The sequence below is a fragment of the Pseudomonas synxantha genome (assembly GCF_900105675.1).
GTDB classification, from domain to species: Bacteria; Pseudomonadota; Gammaproteobacteria; order Pseudomonadales; family Pseudomonadaceae; genus Aquipseudomonas; species Aquipseudomonas synxantha.
The window spans coordinates 6,028,052-6,041,270 of the sequence record NZ_LT629786.1; the positions used below are offsets into that span (position 1 = coordinate 6,028,052).

The following is a 13,219-nucleotide window of genomic DNA, read 5'->3' on the forward strand; positions in this document are numbered from 1 at the left end:
CTCCTTGTAGTACGTTTCGTAAACTAAAAATCAGCCGATTTCGATCATTTCGAAATCCATTTTGCCCACACCGCAGTCAGGGCATAGCCAGTCTTCCGGAACGTCCTGCCAGAGGGTGCCCGGTGCGATCCCATCATCCGGCCAACCGTCCTTTTCGTCATAGATCAGGCCGCAGACTACACATTGCCACTTCTTCATTACTTACTTCCTCAGGTCCAGGCATCTTGGCCGGCGGTCGATGAATCCAGCATTGCCGCGCGGCTCAGGGCGTTTTGTACTGATCGGAGCCGGCAGATGCAAGCACGATCGGCGCAAACGGCGGGTTGGGCGCGGCAAAAGATCAGGGTGCCATGGTAAGCTCGCCGCCTCTTTTGCTGCCAATACTGACTCACTGTGCCGCACTCAATCGCCCTTCCCGATGCTTGCCAATGGCTGACCCAGAGCCTTCTGAGCCCCTTGCCCACGCCCTTGACCCTTAATTGGCTGTTTGATGAGGGCTCGCTGACGCGACGGTTGACGTGGCTGTCCAACGACGGTTTCAGCGTGACGCCATTGTTCGAAGGCTGGCAGCCGTTGCGCGAGGATGAATGTGCAGCCCTGGGCCTTGCCCAGGCCAGTGTCGGCTGGGTGCGCGAGGTGTATCTGCGTGGGCATGGCCAGCCGTGGGTGTTCGCCCGCAGCGTGGCGGCCCGCAGTGCCTTGCAGGGCGATGGCCTGCACATGGACGAGCTGGGCAGCCGTTCGCTGGGCGAGTTGCTGTTCTGCGACCACGCGTTTACCCGCCAGGCCATTGAGGTGTGTCGCTACCCTCGCCCATGGCTGCCAACAGAGGACCAGACCGACGGTTTATGGGCGCGCCGTTCGCGCTTCGACCGTGGGTCGTTGAGCGTGCTGGTGGCGGAAGTCTTCCTGCCGGGTTTCTGGCACGCGCTGCATGATCATCCGGAGAATTGCTGATGTATCAACGTCTGCTCAAGTCCTTAAATCGCCTGAACCCAAGGGCCTGGGATTTCATTCAGTTGACGCGCATGGACAAGCCCATCGGCATCTACCTGCTGCTGTGGCCGACACTATGGGCACTGTGGATCGCCGGCAAAGGCTCGCCATCCCTGCTTAATATTGTGATTTTTGTACTCGGTGTCGTACTGACCCGCGCCGGCGGCTGTGTGATCAATGATTGGGCCGACCGCAAGGTTGACGGCCATGTGAAGCGCACCGAGCAACGCCCACTGGTAAGCGGCAAGATCAGTTCGAAAGAAGCATTGGTGTTTTTTGCCGTGCTGATGGGCATCAGTTTCCTACTGGTGCTGCTGACCAACGCCACGACTATCCTGCTGTCCCTGGGCGGCCTGGCATTGGCAGCCAGCTACCCGTTCATGAAGCGCTACACCTATTACCCGCAAGTGGTGCTGGGCGCGGCGTTTTCCTGGGGCATGCCGATGGCGTTCACTGCCGAGACCGGCCATCTGCCCGCTACGGCGTGGTTGCTGTATATCGCCAACCTATTGTGGACGGTGGGCTACGACACTTATTACGCAATGACCGACCGCGACGACGACTTGAAAATCGGGGTGAAATCCACCGCCATTCTGTTTGGCGATGCTGATCGCGTGATCATTATTACCCTGCAAGGGCTGTCGCTGGTGTGTCTGTTGCTGGCCGGCGCGCGGTTCGACCTGGGCGGCTGGTTCCACCTCGGCCTGATGGGGGCGGCGGGCTGTTTTGCCTGGGAGTTCTGGTACACCCGTGATCGGGACCGTATGAAGTGCTTCAAGGCGTTTTTGCACAACCATTGGGCGGGGTTGGCGATTTTTGTCGGGATTGTGGTGGATTACGCGGTTCGGTAGTGCAGGACTGACGCCATCGGGGGCAAGCCCCCTCCCAAATTTTGATTTGTGAATACACTCAAGTGTGGGAGGGGCCTGCCCCCGATGGATTCAGCAGCGCCGCAGACTCAAGGCTTGATGATGTGCCAGGCGCCACCTTTGCCATCACCAGTCTTGTCACCGGCCTCCTTGTCGTCCTTGTAGGTATAGACCGGCTTGCCTTTGTAAGCCCATTGGCTGGTCTGGTCGTCACGGGTGATGACCTTCCAGTCGCCCGTCGCAGTGTCAGTGGACTCGGCCTTCAACGGCGGCCAATTGGTCGCGCATTGGTCTTTGCACACTGACTTGCCGTCGGCATCCTTGTCGAAGGTGTAGAGCGTCATGCCCTTGTGATCCACCAGCATCCCGTCTTTCGTCATCGCCGGCTCCGCCGCAAACGCCAGGCCCGGCAGGGCCAACACTGCCGTAACCAGCAGGGCTTTCCAGGAAACAGTGCTGTAAGTCATCGGAACCTTCCTTTTGTGGTTGTCAGGATTCGGACCCAAAGGGTAGTCCAGAGTGCCGTAAATTGCCCAGGCGACTAAATTACTGTCACACGACTGCAATAATTCCGTTATCTAATGCGGCGCAAGACAGTTAAATGACAAGAGGATTGAGCATGGTTGGCAGGAGCATTCTGATCGTTGACGACGAAGCGCCCATCCGCGAGATGATCGCCGTTGCGTTGGAAATGGCCGGCTACGACTGCCTGGAGGCGGAGAACTCCCAGCAGGCCCATGCCATTATCGTCGACCGCAAGCCCGATCTGATCCTGCTCGACTGGATGTTGCCCGGCACTTCGGGCATCGAGCTGGCCCGCCGCCTCAAGCGTGACGAGCTGACCGGGGATATCCCGATCATCATGCTCACCGCCAAGGGCGAAGAGGACAACAAGATCCAGGGCCTGGAAGTCGGGGCCGATGACTACATCACCAAGCCGTTTTCCCCACGGGAACTGGTCGCACGCCTGAAAGCCGTGTTGCGCCGCGCCGGCCCGACCGATGGCGAGGCGCCAATCGAAGTCGGTGGCCTGCTGCTCGACCCGATCAGCCACCGCGTGACCATCGACGGCAAGCCCGCCGAGATGGGCCCAACCGAATACCGCCTGCTGCAATTCTTCATGACCCATCAGGAGCGCGCCTACACCCGTGGCCAATTGCTGGACCAGGTGTGGGGCGGCAACGTCTATGTGGAGGAGCGCACCGTTGACGTGCATATCCGTCGCCTGCGCAAAGCCTTGGGCGATGCCTACGAGAATCTGGTACAAACCGTGCGCGGCACCGGCTATCGGTTCTCTACCAAAGGCTGAGCCAGTCTTTTTCCTCCCTTAACAGCTGACAAGGACGCATGTTTAAGTGAACCAGAACTGGCACGGCACCCTGATCCGCCACATGCTTCTGTTGATCACTGCCTGCCTGCTGGTCGGGCTGATCAGTGGCTATTACGGCTGGAGCCTGGCCGCCGGCATCGCGTTGTACCTGGGCTGGACCCTCAAACAATTGCTGCGCCTGCATGAATGGCTGCGCCAGCACAAACCCGACGAAGCACCGCCCGATGGCTATGGCCTGTGGGGCGAAGTGTTTGACAGCATCTACCACCTGCAGCGCCGCGACCAACGGGTACGCGGGCGCCTGCAAGCGGTGATCGACCGGGTGCAGGAGTCCACCGCCGCACTCAAGGACGCGGTGATCATGCTCGACAGCGACGGCAACCTCGAATGGTGGAACCGCGCCGCCGAGACCCTGCTGGGCCTCAAGACGCCCCAGGACAGCGGCCAGCCGGTGACCAACCTGGTACGCCACCCGCGCTTCAAGGAATACTTTGAGCAGGACAACTACGAAGAAGCCCTGGAAATCCCCTCGCCCACCAATGACCGCGTACGCATCCAGCTGTACCTGACGCGTTACGGCAACAACGAGCACCTGATGCTGGTGCGCGACGTCACCCGCATCCACCAGCTGGAACAGATGCGCAAGGACTTCGTCGCCAACGTCTCCCACGAGTTGCGCACGCCCTTGACGGTGATCTGCGGCTACCTGGAGACGCTGCTGGACAACGTCGACGAGATCAACCCGCGCTGGAGCCGCGCCCTGCAGCAGATGCAGCAGCAGGGCTCGCGCATGCAGACCCTGCTCAACGACCTGCTGTTGCTGGCCAAGCTTGAGGCCACCGATTACCCCTCGGATAACCAGCCGGTGGCCGTACACAGCTTGCTGCAGACCATCAAGAACGATGCCCAGGCCCTCTCCGGCGAGCGCGGCCAACAGATAACCCTGGAAGCCGACCCACGGGTGTTGCTCAAGGGCAGCGAAGGCGAGTTGCGCAGTGCGTTCTCCAACCTGGTGTTCAACGCGGTGAAGTACACCCAGGACCAGGGCAATATCCGTATCCGCTGGTGGGCCGACGAACAGGGTGCACACCTGAGTGTGCAGGACTCCGGCATCGGCATCGACGCCAAGCACCTGCCGCGCCTGACCGAACGTTTCTACCGCGTCGACTCCAGCCGCAACTCCAACACTGGCGGCACCGGGCTCGGCCTGGCGATCGTCAAGCATGTGCTGTTGCGCCATCGGGCACGCTTGGAAATCAGCAGCGTGCTGGGGCACGGCAGTACGTTTACCTGCCATTTTCCGGCGACGCAGGTAACGCGTTAGCCAGTGATCGACAATGATGAATAACTCAAATACAGCACAAATCTAAATGTGGGAGGGGGCTTGCCCCCGATGGCGGTGTATCAGTATCAGATGTGCTCACTGACATACTGCTATCGGGGGCAAGCCCCCTCCCACATTGGATTTGTATGCTTTTGGAGAACAGCTTCCAGGCCCCACCTGGCAGCAGGCACTAGGCAAGCGCCCCGCCAGCCGCTACATTGGCCGACTTGCGCCTGTCTTTCAGGCCCACCTGCCATCCCTTATTGAACACACGGAACCTGCAAAACCCCATCATGGACCCTTCCCCTGGTATCACCCTCGCGACACTCTTCGCCGATTTCGGCATGATTCTTTTTGCACTGGTCTTGGTACTGCTCAACGGTTTCTTCGTTGCGGCGGAATTTGCCATGGTCAAGCTGCGCGCCACCCGGGTCGAGGCCATTGCCCACAAGAACGGCTGGCGCGGGCAGATCCTGCGCACCGTACACAGCCAGCTCGACGCCTACCTGTCGGCCTGCCAGCTGGGTATCACCCTGGCTTCCCTGGGCCTGGGCTGGGTCGGTGAGCCGGCCTTTGCGCACATCCTCGAGCCTATGCTCGGCGCCATCGGCGTGCAGTCGCCGGAAGTGATCAAGGGCGTGTCGTTCTTTGCCGCCTTCTTCGTGATTTCCTACCTGCACATCGTGGTCGGTGAGCTGGCGCCCAAGTCCTGGGCGATTCGCAAGCCCGAACTGCTGTCGCTGTGGACGGCAGTACCGCTGTACCTGTTCTACTGGGCAATGTACCCGGCCATCTACCTGCTCAACGCCAGCGCCAACGCCATCCTGCGCGTCGCCGGCCAAGGCGAGCCTGGCCCGCACCACGAGCACCATTACAGCCGCGAAGAACTCAAGCTTATCCTGCACTCCAGCCGTGGCCAGGACCCGAGCGACCAAGGTATGCGCGTACTGGCCTCGGCGGTGGAAATGGGCGAGCTGGAAGTGGTCGACTGGGCCAACTCCCGGGAAGACCTGGTAACCCTGGACTTCAACGCCCCGCTCAAGGAAATCCTCGCGCTGTTTCGTCGCCACAAGTTCAGCCGTTACCCGGTGTACGACGCAGTGCGCAATGAGTTCGTGGGCTTGTTGCACATCAAGGATCTGCTGCTGGAACTGGCCGCCCTGGACCATATTCCCGAATCGTTCAACCTGGCCGAGCTGACCCGCCCGCTTGAGCGCGTCTCGCGGCATATGCCGTTGTCGCAGCTGCTGGAGCAGTTCCGCAAAGGCGGCGCGCACTTCGCCCTGGTGGAGGAAGCCGACGGCAAGATCATCGGCTACCTGACCATGGAAGACGTGCTGGAAGTGCTGGTGGGCGATATCCAGGACGAACACCGCAAGGCCGAGCGGGGCATCCTCGCCTACCAGCCTGGCAAACTGCTGGTGCGTGGCGACACGCCGTTGTTCAAGGTAGAACGCCTGTTGGGCGTCGACCTGGACCATATCGAAGCAGAAACCCTCGCCGGGCTGATCTACGACACGCTCAAGCGCGTACCGGAAGAGGAAGAAGTGCTGGAAGTTGAAGGCCTGCGGATCATCATCAAGAAGATGAAAGGGCCGAAGATCGTGTTGGCCAAAGTGCTGCTGCTGGACTGACAGCAGGTGCGCGGACTCAATGTGGGAGGGGGCTTGCCCCCGATGGCGGAGTATCAGTCACTGCATCTGGTGTCTGACCCATCGCTATCGGGAGCAAGCCCCCTCCCACATTTTGTGTCAGGTGCCGCTGTGAGGATTACGCACCCGGCACAAAATGCTTCTGCGCCGTACCGCGCGCGATCAGGCGCGAGATGTAGTCCAGCTTCTGCGCGTCCTGGTCGATAAAGCGGAAGGTCAGTTGCAGCCAATCACTGTCCGGCCTGGGTTCGAAAGCGACGATGGCGTGCAGGTAGCCATTGAGGCGTGCGACTTCGGCGTTCTCACCCTGCTCAAGGTCGAGCACGGCGCTTTCCAGGACCTGGGGCAGGACTTCACCACGCCGCACCACCAGCAACGCTTCCTTGATGCTCAGGGCCTTGATCACGCATTGCTGGGTGCCACTTGAAAGGCGCAACTGCCCCTGGCCGCGACCGCCAGCCGGCGACGCTGCCGCTGGCGCTTGTACCGGTGGGTTGTTGAGCAGGCCTTTGTTGGGGGCCGCCGCGACGGGAGCCGACTTGACCGCTTCGGGCTTGCCGCCGGTCAGGGCACTCAGGGAATCGTTACCAAAGGCCGAATTCATCTTGGTCGGCGCACTGGCGATCAGTGCATCGAGGCGGCCGATCTTGTGCAGGGCCTGCTTGACCTTGTTCAGCAACTGTTCGTTGGTGAACGGCTTGCTCACATAACCGGAAACGCCGGCTTGGATCGCCTGCACCACGTTTTCCTTGTCGCCACGGCTGGTCACCATCACGAACGGCATGGCTTTCAGATGGGCTTGCCCACGGCACCAGGTCAATAGCTCAAGACCGGACATCTCCGGCATTTCCCAGTCACACAGCACCAGGTCGAAGGTTTCGCGCATCAGGATGGATTGCGCCTTTTTGCCGTTCACCGCATCTTCGATCTTGATCCCGGGGAAGTAATTGCGCAGGCACTTCTTCACCAGGTCGCGAATGAACGAGGCGTCATCCACCACCAACACACTGACTTTGCTCATCGACCCTTTATCCTATAAAAACTTCGGCACGCAAAACGCCTGACTGATGGCATTTTGCCAAAACTCGCCAGTCACAGCGGGGCTTTTTTCACTATCGCGTTCAAATTCAGCCCGCGCAAAAAATTCGGTGCCACAAACAAAAACGCCCGGCCAAAGGCCGGGCGTTAATTTCTCGGGCAACTTACTTATCGTCAGTTTCACCCGGAACATTAGGGATTAGATCAGCAGTGCCTTCAACTTCGGCTTTCATGCGCTTGAGGCCCATGTGTCGTACGTCGGTGCCGCGCACCAGATAAATCACCAATTCCGAGATATTGCGCGCATGGTCGCCGATACGCTCCAGGGAACGCAGCACCCAGATAATGTTCAACACCCGTGAGATCGAGCGCGGGTCTTCCATCATGTAGGTGGCCAGTTCGCGCAACGCGGTCTTGTATTCGCGGTCGATGATCTTGTCGTACTGGGCCACCGACAACGCCAGTTCGGCGTCAAAACGGGCGAAGGCGTCGAGGGCATCACGCACCATGTTGCGCACCTGGTCGCCGATGTGGCGCACTTCCACGTAGCCGCGGGGCGCTTCACCTTCTTCGCACAGCTGGATGGCGCGGCTGGCGATCTTGGTGGCTTCGTCGCCGATACGCTCCAGGTCGATCACCGACTTGGAGATGCTGATGATCAAACGCAGGTCGGAAGCCGCCGGCTGGCGACGGGCAAGAATGCGCAGGCACTCCTCGTCGATATTGCGTTCCATCTGGTTGATCTGGTCATCGATCTCGCGCACCTGCTGGGCCAGGCCCGAGTCGGCCTCGATCAGCGCGGTGACCGCATCGTTGACTTGCTTCTCCACCAGCCCACCCATCGCCAGGAGGTGGCTGCGCACCTCCTCGAGCTCGGCGTTGAACTGCGCGGAGATGTGATGGGTAAGGCCTTCTTTGCTAATCATGTTGGCGTCCTTGGAGCGTCCGGTAAGGTGCGGAGAACCGCAGCGTCAGTGCAATCAGAACCACAGCGTCCTAGCCGTAGCGACCGGTGATGTAGTCTTCGGTCTGCTTTTTCGCCGGATTAGTGAACAGGGTATCGGTATCGCCGAATTCCACCAGCTTGCCCATGTACATGAACGCGGTGTAGTCGGACACCCGCGCCGCCTGTTGCATGTTGTGGGTCACGATAACGATGGTGAACTTGGACTTGAGTTCATAGATCAGCTCTTCGACTTTCAGGGTCGAGATTGGGTCGAGGGCCGAACACGGTTCGTCGAGCAGCAGCACTTCCGGCTCCACGGCGATGGTACGAGCGATCACCAGGCGTTGCTGCTGGCCACCGGACAGGCCGAGAGCCGACTCGTGCAGCCGGTCCTTGACCTCATCCCACAGGGCCGCACCCTTGAGGGCCCATTCAACCGCTTCGTCGAGGATGCGCTTCTTGTTGATGCCCTGGATGCGCAGGCCGTAGACCACGTTTTCGTAGATGGTCTTGGGGAACGGGTTGGGCTTCTGGAACACCATGCCCACGCGGCGGCGCAGCTCGGCCACGTCTTCGCCCTTGCGATAGATGTTGGTGCCGTAAAGGTTGATCGCGCCTTCCACACGGCAACCGTCGACCAGGTCGTTCATACGGTTGAAGGTGCGCAGCAGCGTGGACTTGCCGCAGCCGGACGGGCCGATAAAGGCGGTCACGCGCTGCTTGGGGATGTTCATGCTGACGTCGAACAGTGCCTGCTTGTCGCCGTAGTAGAGGCTCAGGCCCGGCACTTCGATGGCCACGGTTTCCTGAGCCAGGCTCAGGCTCTGCTTGTCGCGACCCAGGGCAGACATATTGATGCCGTGGGAATGGTTTTCGTGTTGCATGGGATGCTCCCTGTGCTACCAATTTGTTGTGTGGGAGGGGGCTTGCCCCCGATAGCAGTGCATCAGGAACATGTGTGCTGGCTGGCACACCGCAATCGGGGGCAAGTCCCCTCCCACATTGAATGGTGTTAGCTGTCCAGCGCCTTGTATTTTTCGCGCAGGTGGTTACGGATCCACACCGCCGACAGGTTGAGCGTGGCGATCACCAGCACCAGCAGCAACGCGGTGGCGTACACCAGCGGCCGTGCAGCTTCGACGTTGGGGCTCTGGAAGCCGACGTCATAGATATGGAAGCCCAGGTGCATGATCTTCTGGTCCAGGTGCAAATACGGATAGTTACCGTCCAATGGCAGCGACGGCGCCAGTTTCACCACACCCACCAGCATCAGCGGCGCCACTTCACCGGCGGCGCGGGCTACGGCGAGGATCATGCCGGTCATCATCGCCGGGCTGGCCATCGGCAGCACGATCTTCCACAGCGTTTCCGCCTTGGTCGCGCCCAACGCCAGGGAGCCTTCGCGCACGGTGCGAGGAATCCGCGCCAGGCCTTCTTCGGTGGCCACGATCACCACCGGCACCGCCAGCAGCGCCAGGGTCAGCGAGGCCCACAGCAAGCCCGGGGTACCGAAGGTCGGAGCCGGCAGGGCCTCGGCGAAGAACAGGCGGTCAACCGAGCCACCCAATACATAGACGAAGAAGCCCAGGCCGAATACGCCGTAGACGATGGCCGGTACGCCAGCCAGGTTGTTCACGGCGATACGGATAATCCGCGTCAGGGTGTTCTGCTTGGCGTATTCACGCAGGTACACCGCCGCCAGCACACCAAACGGGGTCACGATCATCGCCATGATCAGGGTCATCATCACGGTGCCGAAGATGGCCGGGAAAATCCCGCCTTCGGTGTTGGCTTCCCGTGGGTCATCGCTGAGGAATTCCCAGACTTTGCTGAAGTAGAAGCCGATCTTGGTCAGGGTGCCCATGGCGTTAGGCTGGTAGGCGTGCACTACCTTGCCGATGCCGATCTCCACTTCCTTGCCGTTGCCGTCGCGGGCGGTCAGGGCGTCGCGGTTGAACTGGGCGTGCAGGTCAGCCAGGCGCGCCTCGATGTCCTGATAGCGGGCATTCAGTTCGGCGCGGTCGGCATCCATATCGGCCTGGGCGGCGGCGTCGAGCTTGCCCTCCAGTTCCAGTTTGCGGCCGTGCAGGCGGATGCGTTCGAGGCCGGCGTTGATCGCGCCGATATCGGATTTTTCCAGGGTCTTGAGCTGGGCGGCGAGCTGATTGACGCGCGCGACCCGGGCTTGCAGCTCCGGCCACGCGGCTTCGCCTTCAGCAATGACCTTGCCGTCCTGCTTGACGTTGACCAGGGTGCCGTAGAAATTGCCCCATTCGCGACGCTCGATGGCCATCAGGTTGGTCGGCTTGGTCTGATCCTTCAACCACTCGCCGACAATCCAGGTGAAGTCGTTGCCGTTAAGGTCGCGGTTGCCGACCTTGATCAGCTCGCGGGTCATGAACTCAGGGCCTTCGTCCGGCACCGGCAGGCCGGCGCTTTTCAGGCGCTCACGCGGCACTTCTTCTTTCTGTACCACTTCGCCGATGACGATGTGGTTGGCCTGGCCCGGCACGTTGTAGTTGGCCTGGATCAGGTCGGCCGGCCAGAAATGGCCCAAGCCACGCACCGCAATCACAGCCAGCAGACCAATGGTCATGATGACCGCGATGGACACCGCGCCACCGCTGATCCAGACGCCGGGAGCGCCGCTCTTGAACCATCCATTCAGGGAGTTCTGTTTCACAGACTTCTACCTTTCTTAAAGCGACGAGTATTTCTTGCGCAGGCGCTGACGAATCAGCTCCGCGAGGGTGTTCATAATGAAGGTGAACAACAGCAGCACCAGCGCCGAGAGGAACAACACGCGGTAGTGACTGCCGCCGACTTCCGACTCGGGCATTTCCACCGCGACGTTGGCCGCCAGCGTGCGCAGGCCCTCGAACAGGTTCATCTCCATCACCGGGGTGTTACCGGTGGCCATCAGCACGATCATGGTCTCGCCCACAGCACGGCCCATGCCGATCATCAGTGCCGAGAAGATGCCCGGGCTGGCGGTGAGGATGACCACGCGGGTCATGGTCTGCCAGGGCGTGGCGCCCAGGGCCAGGGAGCCCAGGGTCAGGCCGCGTGGCACACTGAACACGGCGTCTTCGGCGATGGAGTAGATGTTCGGGATCACCGCAAAGCCCATGGCGAGGCCGACCACCAGGGCGTTACGCTGGTCGTAGGTGATGCCCAGGTCGTGGGAGATCCACATGCGCATGTCGCCGCCGAAGAACCAGGTTTCCAGGTACGGGCTCATGTACAGCGAGAGCCAACCCACAAACAGGATCACCGGGATCAGGATCGCGCTTTCCCAGCCATCCGGCACCCGTAGGCGAATGGACTCGGGCAAGCGGCTAAAGACAAAGCCGGCGACCAGGATGCCAATTGGCAACAGCATCAACAGGCTGAAAATCCCCGGCAGATGCCCTTCCACATACGGCGCCAGGAACAGGCCGGCGAAGAAGCCGAGGATCACGGTCGGCATGGCTTCCATCAGCTCGATCACCGGCTTGACCTTGCGGCGCAGGCTCGGAGCCATGAAGTAAGCGGTGTAGATCGCGGCGGCAACCGCCAGCGGCGCCGCCAGCAGCATGGCATAGAACGCGGCCTTCAAGGTCCCGAAGGTCAGCGGGGCCAGGCTCATCTTGGGTTCGAAGTCGGTGTTGGCGGCGGTGGACTGCCAGACGTATTTAGGCTCGTCGTAGTTTTCGTACCAGACCTTGCTCCACAACGCGCTCCACGAGACTTCCGGGTGCGGATTGTCGAGCAGCAAGGGTTGCAGCTTGCCGCCGGCCTCGACGATCACACGGTTGGCTCGAGGCGACATGCCGAACAGACCCTGGCCCTCGACCACCGGGTCGACCAACAGGGTGCGATGGGCGGTGCTGTGGAACACGCCGAACTGGCCAGAAGCGTCGAGGGCGGTGAAGCCTTTGCGGCGCTCTTCAGCGCTGATTTCGACGATGGGCGCAGTGCCCATCTGGAAGGTACGGATCTGCTTGAGGCGTTGTTCGCCATCCGGGTCGCGAGCCATGAACCACTGGGCCAGGCCACCTTTGGAATCCCCCATGATCAGCGAGATGCCGCCCACCAGCTGGGTGCTGGCGGTGATTTCGGCATCGCCGTTTTCCAATAACTTGTAGCGACCGTTGAGGCTCTTGTCGCGCAGGCTGAACACGTCGGCCAGGGCGCGACCGTTGATCACATACAGCCACTGCTGGCGCGGGTCGATGAAGATCGCCTTCACCGGTTCAGTCATCTGTGGCAGTTCGACACGCTTCTGCTCACTGGTGACTTCACCGGTCATCATGTTTTCTTCGCGGCTCAGGGTCAGCACGTTCAGGTGCGAACCCGCTGAACCTGCGACCACCAGCGAGGTGTCGGTGGCGTTGAGGGCAACGTGTTCCAGTGGGCGACCGGCGTCATCCAGCACGATCGGCGTTTCGCCGTAGGGGTATTCGATCGCCGGGCTGATGGTTTTCTTGCCGTCCGGATACGACACTTTATAGGTGTGGCGAAACACCAGGGACTGGCCATTGGATAAGCCGAGGATCACCAAAGGGCTGCCTGGCTGGTCTTCACCAATGGAGGCCACGCTGGTACCGGCCGGAAGCGGCAGGTCGACACGCTTGAGTTCAACGCCGGTGTCCACTTCAAAGAACAATGCCTGGCCCTTGTCGGAAACCCGCATGGCGACTTGGTTCTGTTCTTCGAGGGAGATCATCAACGGCTTGCCGGCATCCTGCATCCAGGCGGGCGTCAGCGCGTCTTCCTTGGTCAGCGAGGCGCCTTGGAACAGCGGCGCGACGACATAGGCGAGGAAGAAGAAGATCAGGGTAATGGCCGCCAGCACGGCGAGGCCGCCGATCAGCACATACCAGCGGGTAAAGCGATCCTTGAGCGCGCGCATGCGGCGCTTGCGTTGCAGCTCAGGCGTATTGAAATCAATGCGCTTGGGGGGAGAAGTTGTCGTCATGGTGGAATTGGCCAGATCATTCATGCGCACACCCTAGCGATCCTGTATGACAGAAAGATGACAGTGCAGTGACGCAACAAATCCGCCGCGAAGCAAAGCTGGCA

Annotated in this window: 12 protein-coding genes; 5 read left to right on the forward strand and 7 right to left on the reverse strand. The window is 60.7% G+C overall.

All coding sequences use genetic code 11. From position 1 onward, the window contains the following. Positions 1–30: 30 nt before the first annotated feature. Complete coding sequence (locus BLU48_RS27950) at positions 31–198, reverse strand: rubredoxin (protein WP_003213373.1); 168 nt, start codon at positions 196–198, stop codon at positions 31–33. 195 nt (positions 199–393) lie between these two features. On the opposite strand from BLU48_RS27950, the gene BLU48_RS27955 reads away from it, so the two are divergent. Both BLU48_RS27955 and ubiA read left to right on the forward strand, forming a co-directional pair. After that, a complete protein-coding gene (locus BLU48_RS27955) occupies positions 394–957 on the forward strand; it encodes a chorismate--pyruvate lyase family protein (protein WP_057023303.1) in 564 nt (187 codons plus the stop codon). Then, positions 957–1,847, forward strand: coding sequence for a 4-hydroxybenzoate octaprenyltransferase (ubiA, locus tag BLU48_RS27960; protein ID WP_057023302.1), 891 nt, complete (start codon positions 957–959; stop codon positions 1,845–1,847). The genes BLU48_RS27955 and ubiA overlap by 1 nt, the downstream gene beginning before the upstream one ends. 107 nt (positions 1,848–1,954) lie before the next feature. On the opposite strand, the gene BLU48_RS27965 is transcribed toward ubiA, so the two are convergent. Then, positions 1,955–2,332 (reverse strand): COG4315 family predicted lipoprotein, encoded by a 378-nt coding sequence (locus tag BLU48_RS27965; protein ID WP_057023301.1) that lies wholly within the window; start codon positions 2,330–2,332, stop codon positions 1,955–1,957. Positions 2,333–2,484: 152 nt separating this feature from the next. On the opposite strand from BLU48_RS27965, the gene phoB reads away from it, so the two are divergent. From phoB to BLU48_RS27980, 3 genes are all read left to right on the forward strand, one after another. Beyond that, positions 2,485–3,174 (forward strand): phosphate regulon transcriptional regulator PhoB, encoded by a 690-nt coding sequence (gene phoB, locus BLU48_RS27970; RefSeq protein WP_003176964.1) that lies wholly within the window; start codon positions 2,485–2,487, stop codon positions 3,172–3,174. 82 nt (positions 3,175–3,256) lie between these two features. Continuing rightward, on the forward strand, positions 3,257–4,519 hold the full coding sequence (phoR, locus tag BLU48_RS27975; RefSeq protein WP_231989072.1) for a phosphate regulon sensor histidine kinase PhoR: 1,263 nt from the start codon (positions 3,257–3,259) through the stop codon (positions 4,517–4,519). A gap of 293 nt (positions 4,520–4,812) precedes the next feature. Beyond that, positions 4,813–6,153, forward strand: a complete 1,341-nt coding sequence (locus tag BLU48_RS27980; RefSeq protein ID WP_057011466.1) for a hemolysin family protein — start codon at positions 4,813–4,815, stop codon at positions 6,151–6,153. Between the two features lie 136 nt (positions 6,154–6,289). On the opposite strand, the gene BLU48_RS27985 is transcribed toward BLU48_RS27980, so the two are convergent. The 5 genes from BLU48_RS27985 to BLU48_RS28005 form a co-directional block, all read right to left on the reverse strand. Next, on the reverse strand, positions 6,290–7,192 hold the full coding sequence (locus BLU48_RS27985; RefSeq protein WP_057023299.1) for a response regulator: 903 nt from the start codon (positions 7,190–7,192) through the stop codon (positions 6,290–6,292). A gap of 181 nt (positions 7,193–7,373) precedes the next feature. Next, the gene (gene phoU / locus BLU48_RS27990) at positions 7,374–8,135 is read right to left on the reverse strand and encodes a phosphate signaling complex protein PhoU (protein ID WP_057023298.1); all 762 of its coding nucleotides are present in this window, start codon (positions 8,133–8,135) and stop codon (positions 7,374–7,376) included. Between the two features lie 70 nt (positions 8,136–8,205). Then, positions 8,206–9,039, reverse strand: coding sequence for a phosphate ABC transporter ATP-binding protein PstB (gene pstB, locus BLU48_RS27995; protein ID WP_034116465.1), 834 nt, complete (start codon positions 9,037–9,039; stop codon positions 8,206–8,208). A 128-nt stretch (positions 9,040–9,167) separates the two neighbouring features. Beyond that, complete coding sequence (gene pstA, locus BLU48_RS28000) at positions 9,168–10,838, reverse strand: phosphate ABC transporter permease PstA (RefSeq protein ID WP_043048129.1); 1,671 nt, start codon at positions 10,836–10,838, stop codon at positions 9,168–9,170. A 15-nt stretch (positions 10,839–10,853) separates the two neighbouring features. Further along, positions 10,854–12,887, reverse strand: coding sequence for an ABC transporter permease subunit (locus BLU48_RS28005; protein WP_172833450.1), 2,034 nt, complete (start codon positions 12,885–12,887; stop codon positions 10,854–10,856). Positions 12,888–13,219: the final 332 nt, after the last annotated feature.